Source organism: Gemmatimonadaceae bacterium, from assembly GCA_036273715.1.
Lineage (GTDB): Bacteria > Gemmatimonadota > Gemmatimonadetes > Gemmatimonadales > Gemmatimonadaceae > JADGGM01.
This window is the reverse complement of the sequence record DASUHB010000034.1, coordinates 112,113-129,931: the sequence shown is the minus strand read 5'-3', so window position 1 is coordinate 129,931 and position 17,819 is coordinate 112,113. Positions and strand designations below refer to the sequence as shown.

General features: G+C 66.0%; 15 protein-coding genes. 12 read left to right on the top strand and 3 right to left on the bottom strand.

Going from position 1 to position 17,819, the window contains the following annotated elements; translation table 11 throughout:
• From VFW04_08230 to VFW04_08215, 4 genes are all read left to right on the top strand, one after another.
• Positions 1–282, top strand: a 282-nt coding sequence (locus VFW04_08230; protein HEX5179300.1) for a cytochrome c oxidase assembly protein, incomplete at its 5' end; no start/stop codon positions are given.
• A gap of 6 nt (positions 283–288) precedes the next feature.
• Complete coding sequence (locus VFW04_08225) at positions 289–606, top strand: hypothetical protein (GenBank protein HEX5179299.1); 318 nt, start codon at positions 289–291, stop codon at positions 604–606.
• Positions 607–2,271, top strand: a complete 1,665-nt coding sequence (locus VFW04_08220) for an amidohydrolase (GenBank protein ID HEX5179298.1) — start codon at positions 607–609, stop codon at positions 2,269–2,271. It begins immediately after the preceding gene.
• 229 nt (positions 2,272–2,500) lie between these two features.
• The gene (locus VFW04_08215; protein ID HEX5179297.1) at positions 2,501–3,007 is read left to right on the top strand and encodes a GNAT family N-acetyltransferase; all 507 of its coding nucleotides are present in this window, start codon (positions 2,501–2,503) and stop codon (positions 3,005–3,007) included.
• Between the two features lie 100 nt (positions 3,008–3,107).
• Here VFW04_08215 and VFW04_08210 read toward each other — a convergent pair whose 3' ends face one another.
• A complete protein-coding gene (locus VFW04_08210) occupies positions 3,108–3,848 on the bottom strand; it encodes a hypothetical protein (protein HEX5179296.1) in 741 nt (246 codons plus the stop codon).
• A gap of 449 nt (positions 3,849–4,297) precedes the next feature.
• Here VFW04_08210 and VFW04_08205 point away from each other — a divergent pair, with 449 nt between their 5' ends.
• From VFW04_08205 to VFW04_08180, 6 genes are all read left to right on the top strand, one after another.
• Complete coding sequence (locus tag VFW04_08205; GenBank protein ID HEX5179295.1) at positions 4,298–4,489, top strand: hypothetical protein; 192 nt, start codon at positions 4,298–4,300, stop codon at positions 4,487–4,489.
• Between the two features lie 138 nt (positions 4,490–4,627).
• Positions 4,628–4,906, top strand: a complete 279-nt coding sequence (locus VFW04_08200; protein ID HEX5179294.1) for a YciI family protein — start codon at positions 4,628–4,630, stop codon at positions 4,904–4,906.
• A 42-nt stretch (positions 4,907–4,948) separates the two neighbouring features.
• Positions 4,949–6,919: a CocE/NonD family hydrolase gene (locus VFW04_08195; protein ID HEX5179293.1), complete on the top strand. Its 1,971-nt coding sequence runs from the start codon at positions 4,949–4,951 to the stop codon at positions 6,917–6,919.
• Positions 6,920–6,956: 37 nt separating this feature from the next.
• On the top strand, positions 6,957–7,790 hold the full coding sequence (locus VFW04_08190) for a hypothetical protein (GenBank protein ID HEX5179292.1): 834 nt from the start codon (positions 6,957–6,959) through the stop codon (positions 7,788–7,790).
• Positions 7,791–7,857: 67 nt separating this feature from the next.
• A complete protein-coding gene (locus tag VFW04_08185) occupies positions 7,858–8,559 on the top strand; it encodes an isoprenylcysteine carboxylmethyltransferase family protein (GenBank protein HEX5179291.1) in 702 nt (233 codons plus the stop codon).
• A 149-nt stretch (positions 8,560–8,708) separates the two neighbouring features.
• On the top strand, positions 8,709–10,241 hold the full coding sequence (locus VFW04_08180; protein HEX5179290.1) for an FAD-binding protein: 1,533 nt from the start codon (positions 8,709–8,711) through the stop codon (positions 10,239–10,241).
• A 29-nt stretch (positions 10,242–10,270) separates the two neighbouring features.
• On the opposite strand, the gene VFW04_08175 is transcribed toward VFW04_08180, so the two are convergent.
• Positions 10,271–12,412: a S9 family peptidase gene (locus VFW04_08175; protein ID HEX5179289.1), complete on the bottom strand. Its 2,142-nt coding sequence runs from the start codon at positions 12,410–12,412 to the stop codon at positions 10,271–10,273.
• A 306-nt stretch (positions 12,413–12,718) separates the two neighbouring features.
• Here VFW04_08175 and VFW04_08170 point away from each other — a divergent pair, with 306 nt between their 5' ends.
• Both VFW04_08170 and VFW04_08165 read left to right on the top strand, forming a co-directional pair.
• Positions 12,719–12,904, top strand: coding sequence for a DUF1801 domain-containing protein (locus tag VFW04_08170; protein HEX5179288.1), 186 nt, complete (start codon positions 12,719–12,721; stop codon positions 12,902–12,904).
• Between the two features lie 1,283 nt (positions 12,905–14,187).
• Positions 14,188–15,366, top strand: coding sequence for a hypothetical protein (locus VFW04_08165; GenBank protein HEX5179287.1), 1,179 nt, complete (start codon positions 14,188–14,190; stop codon positions 15,364–15,366).
• Positions 15,367–15,637: 271 nt separating this feature from the next.
• On the opposite strand, the gene VFW04_08160 is transcribed toward VFW04_08165, so the two are convergent.
• On the bottom strand, positions 15,638–17,746 hold the full coding sequence (locus tag VFW04_08160; protein HEX5179286.1) for a dehydrogenase E1 component subunit alpha/beta: 2,109 nt from the start codon (positions 17,744–17,746) through the stop codon (positions 15,638–15,640).
• Between the last annotated feature and the right edge of the window lie 73 nt (positions 17,747–17,819).

Genomic DNA, 17,819 nt, shown 5'->3' with positions numbered 1-17,819 from the left:
ATCGGCACCTTCGTGAGCAGTGGCGCGCTCGGCGCGATCCTGACCTTCTCGGATACGCCGTGGTACTATGCGCAGAGCGTCGGCGCCGGGGCGTGGGGACTCACGGCGCTGCAGGACCAGCAGCTCGCTGGTCTCATCATGTGGATCCCGGCGGGATTCGCGTACATCGCGGGCATTCTCGCGATCGCGGCCCGTGCGCTGCAGGATCCGGCACCGGTCGGCATCGCGCCGATGGCGGAGTCGGACGGCGACAGTGGCGCGCGGCTCTACGCGTTACATTAGACTGGCTTGACGAACCCAATCGACCCGCGACGACTCGTATTCGGGGCGGCGCAGCGACTCCTCTTCGACGGGCGTGACCCGGAGCAGATCCTCGACCGGATCGCCAGCCTCGGGAACGAGCCGTCCCAACCCTCGACCAGCTCCATGTCCCGTCCCCGCGATCGTATCCTGGCGAACCTCGACGAGATGTACCGCGAGGCGTTCGAGCGTGCCAAGTCGACGCAAGATCAGGCGCAGATGTCGACGCTCGATTTCGCCTATCGGCGCGAGCAGTTGTACTTCGAGATTCTGTTGGACATTCGCGACGCGATGGAGCGTCGCTGAGTGCGCGCGCCGTTGATCGCGCTCGCGCTCCTGGCCCTGCTCGTGACCACGCCCCCGCACACCGCATCGTCGCCGGTGACGATGGTCGTCGTGAACGCGCGCGTGTGGACGGGCGACTCGACGCGTCCCTGGGCGGACGCGATCGCGGTGAGCGGCGACACGCTCGCTGCGGTGGGATCGAGCGCCGAAGTACGAAAGATGGCCGGACCGGACACGCGTATCACCGACGCGCACGGCGCGATGCTGGTGCCGGGATTCATCGACGCCCACGTGCATTTCCTCGATGGCGGCTTCGCGCTGTCGTCGGTGCAGCTGCGCGACGCGAAGACGCCGGCCGCGTTCGTTAGGCGCATTAAGGAGTACGCCGCGACGCTGCCCAAGGGCGCCTGGATACTGGGCGGCGATTGGGATCACACCTTGTGGGGCGGCGAGCTGCCGCGTCGCGACTGGATCGACTCGGTGACCGGCGGCCATCCGGTATGGGTCGGTCGTCTCGATGGTCACATGGGTCTGGCGAACACGGCTGCCTTGCGCGCCGCCGGCGTGAGCCGTGCGACGCCGGATGTGGATGGCGGCACCATCGTGCGCGACGCGAGCGGCGAGCCCACCGGCGTGCTCAAGGACAACGCGATGGGTCTGGTGACGAAGGCGATCCCCGATGCGCCGCCCGAGGTGGAAGATCGCGCGTTCGACGCGGCGATGGCCTACGTGGTCGCGCAGGGCGTGACGCAGGTCGACCACATGGGGACGTGGCACGATCTGGCGGTGTTCGAGCGCGCGCACAAGGCGGGCCGGATGAAAGCGCGCATCTCGGCGGCCGTTCCGTTAGCCACGTGGGAGCGGCTGCGCGACACGATTGCCGCGCGCGGGCGCGGCGACGCGTGGCTGCACATCGGCGGCCTCAAGGGATTCGTGGATGGATCGTTAGGCTCGCATACGGCGGCGATGCTCGCGCCGTTCACCGATGCGCCGAAGGACAGCGGGCTGCTCGTGAACACGCCCGCAGACCTGTACGCGTGGACGAGCGGCGCCGACAAGGCCGGCTTGCAGGTGATCTGCCACGCGATCGGCGACCGGGCGATCCGGCTCCAGTTGGACATCTATCAGCGCGTCGAGCGTGAAGACGGCCCCCGCGACCGACGGTTCCGCATCGAGCACGCGCAGCACGTGGCGCCGGCTGACATCCCGCGATTCGCCCAGTTAGGCGTAATCGCGAGCATGCAGCCGTATCATGCGATCGATGATGGTCGGTGGGCGGAGGCTGTGATCGGGCACGAGCGGAGCAAGACGACCTATGCGTTCCGGTCGTTTCTCGATGCCGGGGCGCACCTGGCATTCGGGTCGGACTGGGACGTGGCGCCGCCGACGCCGATCGAGGGGATTTACGCGGCGGTGACGCGGCGGACGCTGGACGGCAAGCATCCCGGCGGTTGGATTCCGGAGCAGAAGATCACGGTGGAAGAAGCGCTGCGCGCGTACACGATCGGAGCGGCGTACGTGTCGTTCGATGAGCAGCGGAAGGGGTCGTTGGTGCGGGGGAAGCTGGCGGATTTCGTGATCATCGATCGCGACCTCACGAAGATTCCCCCTGAGCAGATCCGCGACGCGAAGGTGCAGATGACCGTGGTGGGCGGCCGCGTCGTGTACTCGCATATGTCAGACTAACGACGATGACGCTCGCGAGGGGGCGCGGCTTCAGGGTGGCGCTCTTTGCGGCGTTCTGCGTTCTGCTCGTTCAAACGCCACGCGCCCGCTCGCAGTCAACGCGCGTACTGCGCGGCGCCCGATGGGCAGCAGCTGTTGCTGACGGCTAAGCAGTGGCCGGTGCTGTTCCGCGCCCGGTTGCACACGACGCGCCCCACGTCTAGATAGGCATGTCTTTCGTGGCAGTTCGATGATTGCGATCGCGCAAATCACGCCGGGCAACGTCGCCACATTCAAGGAGGTCCGTCTGCGCGCACTGCGCGACGCGCCGAGCGCGTTCGGCTCGACGTACGCGACGGAGAGCGCGATGAGCGACGTCGAATGGATGCAGCGGGCCGTTCGGTGGAACGGCGAGCGAGGCATCGGGTTTCTCGCGATCGACGACGGGATCGCTTGCGGTATCGTGGGCTCGATGCTCGATGAGGACGATGCGACGCGGGCGACGCTGGTATCGATGTGGACTGCCCCGACCCATCGCCGTCGTGGCATCGCGCGTCTGTTGGTGAATGAGGTTGTCGGGTGGGCGCGCGCGAGAGAGGTCGCCGCGATCCGGTTGATGGTCACCTCGAGCAATGCCGCTGCGCGTTCGTTCTACGAGCAGTTAGGCTTTGCCTGCACGGGTCGCACCGAACCGTATCCGAACGACGCCGCTCTGATCGAGTGGGAGATGATGCGGCGGCTGTCGCCGCACGGCTAGGAGCGGACACGGCCGAAACGGCGCTCCTGGCCGCTGCGTTAGTCCGTTCTCCGGTGTCGACTTCGTCGCGTTTCGCCCATGACGAACGGGCAGCGACGACTCACGGACAGGGGTGCCAGTAGCCGGGTGTGCCGGGCGTACCCGGGATCATCGTGGCAGGCGTACCAGGCGTCCCTGGCATGTCGCCCACCGGGGGCGTGCCGGGCGTTCCCGGAATGGTGATGTCGGGCGTTCCAGGCGTGCCGGGCGTGAAGCAGCTCTTGTTCTCGTGGTGTTGCACGGTTGACGGCGTTCGCGCGGCGTCGGCCGTGCGCGCCGCGTCGAGCACGATCGGTCCCTGGGAGCGCAGCTCCAACGGGAAGCCGGGGCCCAGGTCGTAGTCGCTGTGCGCCGCGGCGACGAGGAACGTCACGAATCCGGCGGCCGTGCCGATCGCGCCGCCTAACAAGCCGTCGTACCTGCCGCCTGTCGCCGCTCCGATGGCGTAACCGGCCAACGGCGCGACCCCGCTGGCCACCATCAGGGCCACCGGACGCCGGCCGGGGCCTAACTGAGACGCGTCCCGGGGCTGCGCGTGCGCTGCCTCCCGAACCGTGGCGACGTAGCCGTTCGTGAATACCATCGATGCCACGTGCAACTGGAACGCGATGCTGCGGTGGATCCAGCCGACGCGTGACACGGTATCGATCGTCGCCAACACGTACGTACCGGCGGGGATCACCACCGCATTCCCCACCGTGACCGGAAACGTGACCTGCATGTAGACGCTGTCGCCGGCCTCGGCCGTCCGGGTGGACAGCGGCCGCTGCAGTTGCGCGAAGATCTGTGTGCCGGCGGGCACAGTAACGGAGGAATCGGCGCTCCATGGCGCAACGGAGTGGGCGGCGAACGATGCAGGGCCTTGGCCGTGCGCGGCGGATCCGACGGCCAACAGCATCGCTGGGACTGCGAAAGCCTTGCGCATGCTCCATCCCTCGTGTTCAAAGTGGCAACGGTCATGAACGACACCACCCAACGAAGTTCGCGTGCACGCGCGAAGTTCCGTGCGATCGCCGGCAGCTGTTGGGCACCTTCGGTGAGGCATTCACCCCACGCTTGCGGGTCGTGCGGCACCGGCGCGACTCTCATGGTGGCCACCCGGCAGATCCATCCGTGGACGGGTGCCGCCCAACGCTAGACGGTCGCCCGGAGGGGACGCGATACGTACGGTCACGATCATCGACAACCTGCGACAGGACTTTGCATAGGCGCCGCGGAGTCTGCGCCGTTCACCCGGGGTTGCCGCCGTGGTTGTGGCTGCGTGGTCATCTCGATTTCGTTAGGCGGCCTGGTCCCATCGAAACCTACGTCACGTCGCCGCGCGATCCGGCGGTGCTGGGTGTCGCGGCGCTCGTGCTCACCGCTGTGAGCGTGCTCGCGAGCGTGGTTCCTGCGCAGCGCACGGCGCGCAGCGACCCGGTCGTCGCGCTGCGCGCCGACTAACCGCGACGAGACGAACTCCGGGGCACAACGGGGCCCTTGCGCCGAACGCATCGACGACGCCTCTTTGTGCACCATCCGTCACCCGCGTCTTGATCTCGTGCGCAGAAACAATGCGGCGCGGCAGCAGTGGAGCCTCTCGTGAAATACGCCCTCATGTACGAAGCGACACCCGATTTCTTGACAAAGGTGCCCGCACATATCGCGGCGCATCGCGCACTCTGGCGCGTGTTTCATGCCGATGGCCGCCTGCTCATGATCGGGCCATTCGCCGACGAACCAGCCGGCGGCGCCATGGGTATCTTTTCGACGCGGGCGGCCGCCGAACAGTTCGTGCGCGAAGATCCGTTCGTGGCCAACGGCATCGTCGCGCACTGGACCATTCGGGAATGGAACGAAGTGCTCGTGCCGGACCGATGACCACCCGGCGTTCTCGCCGATTCACCCGCACTCGATCATCTCATGTCATCCCATTTGCCGCCTAACGCATTGGTCCGCGTCCTCGTCGCTGGCGTGCTCGCGGCCTGCATCGTCGCGGGCGGGCGTGCCGCGGCGCAGACGCCCACGCTTCCCAGCGAGACGCCCGCCAAGTTCAAACCCGAGACCTCGACCTTCGATTACGAGCGCCGCGACGTCATGATCCCGATGCGCGACGGCGTGAAGCTGCACACCGTCATCCTCGTGCCCAAAGGCGCACACCGCGCGCCGATCCTGCTCACGCGCACGCCGTACGATGCGACCGCAACCACGTCCTACGCCCAGAGCGCGCACCTCGCGCCGGAGCTCAACGGCTACGACAACGCGCTCCAGGTGATCATTCCCGGCGGCTACATTCGCGTCGTCCAGGACATCCGCGGCAAGTACGGCTCCGAGGGCGACTACGTGATGAACCGCCCGTTGGTCGGCCCGCTCAATCCGACCACGGTCGATGAATCGACCGATACCTACGACACCATCGATTGGCTCATCAAGCACGTCCCCGAGACCAACGGGAACGTCGGCGAGCTCGGCATCTCATACGATGGGTTCGAGCCCCTGATGGGCCTCGTGCACCCGCATCCCGCGCTCAAGGTCTCGGTGCCGATGAACCCGATGGTCGACGGATGGATGGGCGACGACTGGTTCCACAACGGCGCGTTCCGCGAGCAGAACATGCCGTACATCCTCGAGCAGGAAGCGACGCGCGACAACAGCGCCAAGTGGTGGACCGACCACTTCGACGACTACGACGTCTACATGCAATCGGGCTCGGCTGGCGAGTTAGGCAAGCGGCACGGACTCGAGCAGGTGGGATTCTGGAACAAGATCCTCGCGCACCCGAGCTACGACGCGTGGTGGCAGCAGCAGGCGATGGACAAGATTCTCGCGGCGCAGCCGATCACCATACCGGTGATGCTCGTCCACAGCCTGTGGGATCAGGAGGACATCTACGGCGCGATCGCGGTCTACAAGGCGATCAAGCCCAAGGACACCTCCAACCACAAGGTCTTTCTCGTGATCGGGCCGTGGCACCACGGCCAGGAAATCGAGAACGGCAGCGCGTTAGGCGCGATCGACTTTCAGGCCAACAGCTCGGAGTACTTTCAACGGAATATTCTCGGGCCTTTTCTCGCGCATTATCTCAAGGATGGCGCGCCGCCGATGGACGTGGCGCCGGTGAACGCCTACGAGACCGGCACCAACCGATGGGAGCGCCTGCGCTCGTGGCCGTCGGGCTGCGATGCCGGGTGCACCATTCGCCCAACGCCCCTCTATCTCGGCGCCGGCCTAACGGCGAGCTTCGACGCGCCGCGCCAAGGGCCGCCCGATGCCGCGTTCGACGCCTATGTCTCCGACCCGGCCAAGCCGGTCCCGTTCCGCACTCGCCCCATCCAGCCCATCGGCTACGTGCCGCCGCTCACGTGGGTCCGGTGGCTGGTGGACGACCAGCGCGAGGTCGGAGGCCGCACCGACGTGCTCTCGTACGAAACGCCCGCCCTAACGGAGCCCGTCAAGATCAGCGGCCAGCCGGTCGCCAACCTTGTCGCCTCGACGTCGGGCACCGACGCCGACTGGGTGGTGAAGGTGATCGATGTCTACCCGGACGAGGTGGGCGACGACCCGGCCATGGGCGGCTACGAGCTGCCTGTCTCCATGGACATCTTCCGCGGCCGGTATCGCGAGAGCTTCGAAACGCCCAAACCGATCACGCCCAACGAGCCGCTGCTCTATAAGTTCAACCTGCCCACCGCGAATCATGTCTTTCTGCCAGGGCACCGCATCATGGTCCAGATCCAGTCGAGCTGGTTCCCGCTCTATGACCGGAATCCGCAGACCTTCGTGCCCAACATCTTCTGGGCCAAGCCCGGCGACTACAGAAAAGCGGAGCAGCGCGTGTTCCACGAGCCGGGACACGCGAGCTTCGTGGAGCTGCCGGTCGTCACCGGCGGCTGAGAATCGAGCCGGAGGGCCCCGGCGCGGCCCGCCATACTTGACCGGATCGCCGGGTGCGCGCATGGTGATGGGACCCATGCGGATGGAGTGTCGCGTGCTGAACCAGGAAGCCGTTGCGCAGTTGCAAGCCGCGGGGCATGTGCCGCAGCCGCGACGATCGCTCGCGTCCATCGCGAGACGCGTGCTGCTCCACGCCGCGCTGCTACTCGTCGCGCTGTTGTGCCTCGGCGCATACCAGCACTTCAAGCTCGCCGGCGAGTCGACCGCGTCATGGACGAGCCTCGGCGGTGCGGCGCTGTTCGGATTCGCACCACTGCGGGACGTAACGCACGTTTTGTTCGGCATCGAGGGCCGAATCCTGCACGTCGTCCATGGGTTAGGCGGGTTGGCGCTGGGCGCGCTGCCGCTCACCGGTGTCGTGTCCGGCACGCCCGTGTTGACGCACGCGGCCACGGCCCCGTTCGCGATCATGGGTGCGGCGCAGGCACTGATGCACTCGAACACCCCGCGCAACGCAGCGCAGGCGGCGGCGATGCACCGTTTCATCGAGAGCATGCCGGAGCTCGAGGCGGTGGGCAACCCGCGCAGCTTTTCGACCGCGCAGGGAGCACAGCGTGCCGTGACGGCGCTGGCCGACATCATCGGCAAGGCGCAATCGTTAGGCGAGACCGAGCTGGCCGCGGATCCCCAGTTCCAGAGCGCGTGGCGGCAGGCGTCGACCCGCTTCGGCGCCAACCTCGGATTGGACGCGGTGGACGAAGCGATCGGCAAGCTCGCCGCCAACCCCGCCACCGCGAGCGCGGTGCCGGGCCTGCGCCTGCGGCTGGCAGCCGCTCGCCGCACCCTGGGCGCCACGGCGCCGAGACCCTAGGGACCCGCATCCGAATGCCGGATCGCACGGCCCTCGCGGTCTACACCGCAGTTGGAGGCCGCGCCGCATGACCGCTCGCGCCCGAACGCTCCTCTGGTCGACGTTAGGCGGCGCCGCAGTCGGCGCGCTCGTCGCCCGTTACGCGGAACGGCCGCCTCACGGCCAGCACAACGCTGCATTCGCGTGGGCGTCGTCGCTCCTCGCCGGTTTCACGCCGGCACTCTACATCTCGCTCGCGCTCTGGGTCGCGTTCAGCCTCTACTGGGAGGTCGCCGCGGCGAGCGCGGCGCCCGTCGAGCGACGCGAATCGCACGCGTCGCGCTGGGTGCACCTCACGCTCGTGTCGATCGGTCAGTTGATGGTGTTCCTGAGCATCCCCGGACTGCGCACACGCTTTCTTCCATCCTCCGTCGTCACTGGGGCCATCGCCCTTGCGATCCAGGTGCTGTTCGTGTCGCTCGGCGTCTGGGCGCGCCGAAGCCTGGGCCGCCACTGGAGTGGCGCGATTGCCGCCACGCAGGGGCAGGAACTCGTGCGGGCCGGCCCGTATCGCGCGCTCCGGCACCCCATCTACACCGCCCTGTTAGGCATGTACGCCTGCACGGCAATCATCTCGGGCGAGGTGCACGCGCTCCTCGGGTTCGCCCTCATTACCGTCTCCTACTGGCGCAAAGTGCGGCTCGAGGAGCAGCACCTGTCGTCGCATTTCGGACCATCCTACTCCGAATATCGCAACGCCACCTGGGGCGCCCTGCCGGGATTGTTCTAGGTAAGCCCGATCCCGCGTCCGCGCGCGAATCGACGCGCAACACGCAGAACGATGGCAACATCATTGCGGTCGGATCATCTCGGAGCGGCTCATCGAGCAGCGCGTGCGCGTGCCGGCGGACGATGGTGCCGCAAAAGATGACGGAGACCATGATGACACCATCCGCAACCCGCAGCGTGCGCAACTCCGGCGCGAAGCTCGGCCCCGACGACGAGCGGTATCGCGCCGTCATCGAGAGACAATTCAACAGGCGCTTTGGCGGCCGCCCGGACTACGTGCGCGTAGCGGATTCGACGGCGCAGGTAGTCTCGGCTGTCGAAGAGGCGGTGCGGGAAGGGCGTCGACTCGCCATCACGAGCGGCGGACACTGCCTCGAGAACTTCGTGACGGACGCCGAGGTTCGCGCGATCATCGACGTGTCGCCGATGAGGCGCATCGCCTATGATCCGGAGCGGCGGGCGATCTGCGTCGAAGCGGGCGCAACGGTGGGCGACACCTTCCGCGCGCTGGCCGACTCATGGGGCACCGTGATTCCGCTGGGCGAGTATCCCGGAATCGGCATGGGCGGCCACGTGTGTGGCGGCGCCTTCGGTTTTCTCTGCCGGCAGCTCGGTCTGGCTGCCGACTATCTGTACGCGGTCGAGGTTGTCACGGTCGATGCCGGCGGACGCGCCACGAGCGTCGTCGCGGCACGCGAGGCAGACGATCTGCACCGCGATCTGTGGTGGGCGAGCACCGGCGCGGGCGGCGGGACGTTGGGCGCAGTCACGCGCTACTGGTTCCGTTCGCCTAACGTAGTGGGCTCGGACCCCGCGACGCTCCTGCCGCGCGCGCCCGACACCGTGACGACGTTCCGCGCCGAGTGGAGCTGGGACGGGGTCGACGAAGAGAAATTCCGGCGGCTCCTGCGCGCTCACGGCACCTGGTGCGAACAGAACAGCGCTCCGGGAACGCCGGCGGCCTCGCTGTGGGCGCTGCTCGAGCTGCACCGCAAACAGCTCGGCACCATCGTCGCGCGCGGTGTGAGCACGGCGCCGGCGGGCACGGCCGACGGGCTGGTCGAGGGCCACCTGGCGGTGTTGTGCGGCGCGTTAGGCGCGCCGGCCAGACGCGACGTCACGCGACTGTCGTGGCTCGACTTTGCCCTGCAGCCCTTTCCCGACCTCTTCACGATGCCGCCCGGCGGCGTGAGCTCGAAGGTGAAGGACGCCCTGCTCTCACGCCGCCTCACCGACCGCCAGATCGACACGGCGTACGCGCATCTCGTACGCGGCGACGTCGATGTGATGGGCGGCTTGCTCGGCCTGGCGACGTACGGCGGCCAGATCAACGCGGTGCCGCGGGACGCAACCGCATCCGCCCAACGGAATGCGATTCTCGACATCGCCTGCAGCGTCGGCTGGGTGGAGCCGCGCGATGAGGCGGTGAACCTCTCGTGGGTCCGGACGTTCTATCGTGATCTCTTCGCCGACACGGGCGGCGTACCGGTGCCCGGCGATGCGTACGACGGCGCGTTGATCAACCATCCGGACACCGACATCGCGGATCCGGCGTTCAATACGTCAGGCGTCCCGTGGAGCACGGTGTACTTCCAGAGCGGCTACCCGCGGTTGCAGCGCATCAAGGCGAAGTGGGACCCCCGCAACGTCTTCCGGCACGCGTTGTCGGTGCGCGCCGGATGATTGCCTAACGCAGCTCCGCCGCCCGGCGGTCAGCGCGACGCCGTGCGGCCCGCATCCTTGGCGGTCCACTTGGCGAGCCAGGCGTTGACGGCGTCGTGCCACTGGACGCTGTTGTGCGGCTTGAGCACCCAGTGATCCTCGTCCGGGAAGGTGAGAAACTCGCTCGGAATGCCGCGGCGCTGGAGCGCGGTGAACGCGCCCATGCCCTGGTTGATCGGAATCCGAAAGTCCTGGTTGCTGTGCAGTATCATCATTGGCACGCGCCACTGCGCCACGTGGTCGAGCGGGTTGAACTTCTCGTAGTTCTCGGGGTGCTCGTACTGGGTGCCGCCATTTTCGCGCTCCTCGAACCACAATTCATCGGTGTCGTAGTACATCGCGCGGGTGTCGAACACGCCATCGTGGTCGACGAGACATTTCCACGGCCCGTTCCAGACGCCGGCGATCCAGTATGTCATGTACCCGCCGTAGCTCGCGCCTAACGCACACGCTCGGCGCCCATCGAGTAACGCGTATTTGCCTAACGCCGCCGCCCAGCCGAGCTTGAGGTCCTCGAGGGGCTTGCCACCCCAGTCGCCGGAAATGGAGTTGGTGAAGGCCTGGCCGTAGCCGGTGGAACCGTGGAAGTTGATCGCCACCACGGCGAAGCCCTGGCCCGCGTACGTCTGCGGATTCCAGCGATAGCTCCAGCCGTTGTCCCATGCGCCCTGCGGACCGCCGTGGATGAGGAACGCAACCGGGTACGTCTTGCCAGGTTCGTATCCCACGGGTTTGACGACGTAGCCTTGCACGGGTTCTCCGTTCCACCCCTGGAAGGTGAAGAATTCCCAGTCGCCTTCCTTGGCGTTCGCGAGCGCGTCGGCGTTGAAATGCGTGACCTGTTGGGCGCGTGCGCTCGTTGCGGCGGCGTCGATCGTGTAGAGGTCAGATGGGTGTTTCAGATCATCGCGCGCGAAAAGAATCCGGCCGTGAGCGAGTGAGTATCCGCTGACGGTCCCATCGCCCACGATGCGCGTCGCCTTGCCGGTGGTGGCATCGATCGCGAAGATGGGGTGCTCGCCGTGGTCGTCCACGCTTGCATAGAGCGTCTTGCCATCGGGCGAGATGGTGAGGCTGCCGGCGGACCGGTCCCAGCTCGGATCGACTTCGCGCGACTGGCCGGTGGACAGATCCATGGCCATGATGCGGAAGCGGTCCGACTCGAAGCCCGGCGTTTTCATCGAGAGGTAGTAGAGTGTCTTGCCGTCGGGCGCCGGAACCGGATACGCGTCCCAGGCCTTGTTCGCCGAGGTCAGGTCGTTAGGCGGGGAGGAGCCGTCGGCGGGCACCCGGTACACGTCGAAGTTGGTGGACCACGGCTCGGTGGTCCCGGCGATGCGAATCCCGAAATACACCGTCTTGCCATCGGGCGAGAAGGAGAATTCGCTCTCGTCGCCGAACGGCTTGCTCGGCACATCGCCGTCGATGCCCTTGCTCAGCAGGGTCGGCTCGGTTGGAATCTGGCCGGATGCATCGATGGCCGCGATGTACAGCTGGTTGCGGCGGCCCGTGGCCCACGCGTCCCAGTGCCTAACGAACAACCGCTCATAGATGGTGCCGCTCGCCTTGTCGGCCGCGCGCGCCGCGATGCGTTGGGCGGTGCAGGTGAGCGTCGGGCAGTCGGTGTCGACTTCGTACGACAGGAGCACGTGCGAGCCATCGGGCGACAACTTGAACGTGTTGAGGTCGAGCGGCGTGCGGCTCACCTGCGCCGGGGCGGCGTGCGCCGCGGGGTCGAGACCGGTGGTAGCGCCGCCCAAATCCACGCGCCACAGCTGCTCGACGCCGTCGGCCGCGGCCATGTAGTAGAGGTGATGTCCATCGGGCGCCCAACGCGGCTGCGCGGCCTTGTCGACCACCTGCACGGGCGCGGCCGTACCGTCGAGATCGAGCACGTAGATCGCCGTGATGCCGCGGTTGGCGGCGTAGTCGGTGCGGCGTACAGTGAACGCGGCCCAACGTCCGTCGGGTGAGAGTTGCGGGTCGCTCACGCGATCCATCATCACGAGGTCGCGTACGTTGAACGGGTGCGGTCCCTGCACGCTGCCTAACGACGTGTTCACGGGCGTCTGGCCGAGCAGCGCCGGCGCCGCGGCGAACACGAAGGCGAACGCGGCCATCATCGACTTCATGCGAGGGCTCCTTGAATCCGGTGCGAGCTGAACGTGCACGGGGCGCGCTCATCGGCCGGCGCCGACCTCCAACTTAGCTCTACACGACCGGTGCGGCGAGCGGCGTGTTACTGTCGCGCAACGCGAACGCGATAGTACAGGCTCAGTTTGGGGCGCGCACGGGAGGCGTTGCGAAGCCGGGGCTGGCGCTGGCAGGACGTCTCGTGCAGACTCCACCGATGGACCAGTTCCACGAGCGCGGCGAGCCGGCAAAGAGGCTAACGGACGGGCGCGGCCGATTGCGAGGCGCGAAATCCGCGAGGTGGCGTGAGATCGAAACCTGCCACGATCGATGCGTACCTCGCGCGCCTGACGGCGGAGCAGCGAGCCGCGCTCGAGCGGTTACGCACGGTGATCCGCGCTGTTGCGCCCGATGCCGAGGAGTGCATCAGCTACGACATGCCGACGTACCGCGTCAATGGCGCACGCTGCTCTCGTTCGCGGCCGCTGTGAAGCACTGCGCGCTCTACATCGGGGCGCATCCGCTGGCGGTCCACGCCCGTGAGCTAGAACGGTACGATACGACGAAGGGCTCAGTGCGATTCTCTCCCTCGCAGTCGCTTCCCGACGCGCTGGTGGCGAAGTTAGTCAAGACCCGCGTCGCCGAGTGTACAGCCCAACGATCGGCCAGGGGCCGCCTAAGAGGCGTTGATCCGCATCAACCGGGCTGAATCGTCGTGACGTCTGCCATGCCGTTCGGCGTCGCCGGCCAGCTCCGCCGAACCGGATACCTCGGCCCTCAGTGCCGCTCGACTCGCGCGACGCCACGCTGCGCCCCTGCTCATTACCGTGCCCTTCTCGCCACGAGCGGCTTGGTGGCGTGAATGCTCCGTCGCGTGGCCATGAGGGCTGGTCAGCGCGGCTGCCTAACCCACCGCATGCGTGCACGTGCGCTCAAAGCATATTGACCATCAACTCGCAGCTAAGCGTGCGATTCTGGCTGATCGTGATCCCCGCTCGAAAGCGCAGTCCGGCGTGTTCGGCGTCATGGGATGACCGCGCAGTCTTGCGCTGTATTTGTCGGTGCGCGTGCTGCTGGCAGCGCGAAGCGGTCGGTGACGCACCGTTTCTTGTCCGATGCCGCGTGCCGCGCAATCATGCGGGACCGCTCGGCGTGAGGGTTGCGGGTACAGGTGTCAGCACACCGAAGTCAACGAGTTTGCGTAAGAGAGACCTTTCCATCTCAATGTCCGTGCGATTCGCGATCTCCTCGACCGCCGCATCTGTCGTGCGTTGGCCGTCGAAGAGATGCAGCACGTCAAGTAGTTTTCTAGGCGTCGAGCCGCCCTGCTCCTCTCGGTGTACTCGGTGCTGTTCTGCGTTTTTGCCGTTTATATCGGGCATGCCTTGCTGACCGATGTTGGACCAGCGCTGCTACGGACTTATCCGTCTGCCCTCGTGCGCTTGCGTGGCGCCGTTGAACAACGACCGATCGCGTGCCGGCCTATCCTAGCCGCTGCGCTCTCAGTTCTGTGGCGAACTCTCGTCGCGTACGCCCTCCTGCGGTTCGTGTATCGCTCGATCGCTCGGCCGATAGGTCAGCTCGCGTCAACTGCACGAGGCTGGATTGTGCGCCATCGTAGACGGCGCACGGTGTTAGGCCGCCGACATTTTCGTAAGACTCGTTCCGACACATGCGTGGACAGGGCCGCGTTTGTAGTGGAACGACCGCTGCAAGCGCGGTTAGTACGCCCCTTGATGCAAGCCACCGACATTGGGACTGACCATTTAGAGGCGTGAAAATGGCGACGAGTGCTCATCCCGGCGGGCTTGTGATCCCTGCTGCCCATCGGTTACTGACACCGATTCAACTGATGGCGCGGCGCCCACTCGGTCGCTGGTCTGAGGAGCTACTCGGGTTCTTAAATGACGCTACTTCCACGCGTCGCCGTATTCCATCGTTCGAGCACTGCCAAGCCGTAATCGGTTACACCAATCAGGCTGCTTTGGTGCAAGCACATGCAGGGCTTGTTGGTAATGCGGATGCCCTCTGCGATCAACAGATCAGGTGGCTGCAGGCAATTGCGACTTGTCACGGCATGCCGTCGGTCCTGCTCCTGATAGTCCAGCCCTGGATCAACAAGGGGCGCCTCGCTGGCCGTCGGGGGGATATCAATCTTGCGCTCCGGTGCTTCACCGAGGTACGCGCCTATACCGCGCGCGAAACACCGTTGCTTGCCGGATGCGAGATCGGCGATGAGTTCTGGCCACTTCTAGATTGGGATCGGACCAAAGCGGCCGAGTTCGGCGAGCTCGTACTCGCGTTTGAATCGCTGAGCGTGTTCCTCGCACAGCAACGCTATGACGATGTGCTGCGGTTCGAAGCAATATTCAGTCACCGGATTGTCGCCACGAAGGCCACGTATGCTTTGCAAGAAGCCTCTGTCGTCGCGTTAGGCCAGAGTGACGATCCGGATCGAGCGGTCCATCAAGCTCGGTTATATGAGCGAAGCGCAGAGCCACGGCAGAAGCTAGTGTTTCGATATCGTGCTGCTGAGGTCCGTGCCCTTGCGAACGAAATCGACGCAGCTGCCTCCGAGTTCAACGAGCTCATTCGCATTTGCCGAAAGCTGCGCATCGACGACCGCAGGTCGGTCGCGTTTCTCCTTCTGGTGCAGCAAATCGTCCGGGCGGCCTGGATGGTCGCAGCCAGTCCAGAGGCGCGCGCGGTAGCCGAGGAGGTGATTGCAGGGGCCCGTAGGCTAGATGACGAGGTGGTAGCGATAGAAACACTGCAACTGCTTGCCAGAGAAGAGACCGGGCAACGAGACACTGCCGCGGCGATGCAGCTACGGGAGAATCTCGCGAGCACTGGCTACGCGCGCTTCCGAGCGGCGCGGAATGTCGTAGCATGCCAACCAGTTGTGAATGAACTGTTTCGAACGGCGATGCGCGCAATGCACCTGCCTCAATAGATGCCATCGGCGCCGGTGCCTAACGTCGGCGGATTCGACACTCATTCCCGTCGCGACTGGACGTCTGTGCCTGAGTTTGGCGAAGGCGGCAGAACGCGTGAGGTATTAGCGTCGCAATTCCGAATTCTATGGACAGTTAGGCGCTTTCTATCTGTAGAATCCCGCCGCCCCAGCTCGCCTTTGTGACTTAGGCGATCGCAGCGGCCCGACACAACGAGGCCCGCGTACGACACGCGGGCCTCGTCTTGGCTAACGAAGAACCAGCGGGAGCTCAGAACGCCGCCAGCTCCCGGTAGGCGCGAACGAAATCGTCGGTCTGCGGCAGGATCGCATCCTCGAGCGACGGCGCATAGCCCACGAACGTGTCCGTGGATGCCACGCGCTTCACCGGCGCGTCGAGCCACGCAAAGCACTCGTCCGCGATCGCCGCCGCGATCTCCGCGCCGTAGCCCCACGAGAGCGAATCCTCGTAGGCCACGATCACCCGCGATGTCTTGCGCACCGACGTCATCACGGCGTCGCGATCCCACGGCGAGAGCGTCCGCAAGTCGATCACCTCGACGTCGATGCCGTCCTCCGCCACTTTGTTCGCCGCCACCAGCGCGCGCTGTACCGTCGCGCCGTACGTGACTAACGTGATGCCCGCGCCCTCGCGCAGAATCTTCGCCTTCCCGAACGGAATCATGAAGTTCGGCCCCGGATTGCGGCCCTTGTTGTACGTCTGGCGATAGAGATGCTTGTGCTCGAGGAAGATCACCGGATCATCGCAGCGAATCGCGGTGCGCAACAGTCCGTTCGCATCGAGCGCGGTGGCCGGGCAGACGACGCGCAGCCCGGGACAATGCGTGAACAGCGACGCCCCGGTCTGCGAGTGATAGATCGCGCCGCGGATGTAGCCGCCGTACGTCACGCGCACCACGGCCGGCGCGCTGAATTCGTTGTTCGAGCGCCAGCGCATGGTCGCGAGCTCGTTGCGAATCTGCATGTACGCGGGCCAGATGTAGTCGAAGAACTGAATCTCGACCACCGGCTTGAACCCGCGCACCGCCAAGCCGACCGCGCGGCCGGCGATGTTCGCTTCGGCTAACGGAGAATTGTAGACGCGGTCGCCGCCGAATTCCTTCTGCAAGCCCCACGTCACCTTGAACACGCCGCCCTTGCCTTTCACCTTGCCGAGGTACTGCGAGCGCGATGCGTCGGCCACGTCCTCACCGAACACGAGGATGTTCCCGTCGCGGTGCATTTCGTCTTTCATGCACGCGTTGAGCAGATCGACCATCGTCGTCGGCTCGCCCGAGAACTTGGGATCGTCTTCGGTGTCGAATTGTTCGCTCGTCGGATCGACGTCGGGCGAGTACACGGCGTAGAGCACCGTGTCGGCCGCCGGCTGCGGCTGGGGGAGCGCGTCATCCGTTGCCGCGAGGATCTCCGCGTCGACCTCGGCTTTGAGCGCCTCGAGGTCCTTGTCGCTGATGTGGCCTTCGGCCACGAGCCACTTGGGGAAGGTGACTAACGGATCGCGCGCCGCGTCCGCTTCGCGCTCCTCGGGCGGCCGGTACATCGTTTCCTGGTCGGACAACGAGTGCGAGTACGGCCGGATCACGTGCGCGTGCACCAACGCCGGCCCGCGGCGTGCGCGCGCGTACGCGACGGCCTTGCTCATCGCCGCGTAGCTGGCCACCACATCGCAGCCGTCCACCTCCTCGATGAACAGCCCCGGCATCGCCGCGAGCAGCTTCGAGATGTTGCCGCCCGCCGTGTTCACTTCGACCGGCACCGAGATCGCGTAGCCGTTGTCTTCGATGAGATAAACGACGGGCAGGCCGAGGTTGCAGGAGGTATTCAGCGATTCCCAGAACTCGCCTTCGCTGGTCGTGCCATCGCCCGCCGACACGTACGTGACTTCATCGGACTCGAAGCCTTTGGTGATCGAGAGCAGTGATGCGCGGAGCGACGCCTCGGCGCATCCGGTGGCGTGCAGAAACTGGGTGCCGGTGGGCGACGATGACGATACGATGTTGAGGCGCTTGCTGCCCCAGTGGCTGGGCATCTGCCGGCCGCCGGAACTGGGGTCGCGCGCGGCGCCCACGGCCTCGTACAACATCTCGGCCGGCGTCACACCTAACTGGAGACACAGGGCGCGGTCGCGGTAGTACGGGAAGAACCAGTCGTGCCCGGGCCGCAGCGCCATGCCGGCGGCCGTCAACACCGCTTCGTGACCGGCGCCGGAGATCTGAAAGAAGATCTTGTTTTGTCCCTTGAGCTGGATCTCTTTGTCGTCCAGCCGTCGCGACAGATACATGGTCCGGTACGCCGCAATCAGCTGATCGCGGGTGAGCGCCGCGGCGCCGCGACGCTCGGCACGTGTTTGAGTAGCCATGAGCCCCTGTGTGAGTGAAGCCAGCACCTGAATTTACCATTCACGACGGAGGATGGGCAGCCGAATCGCGACG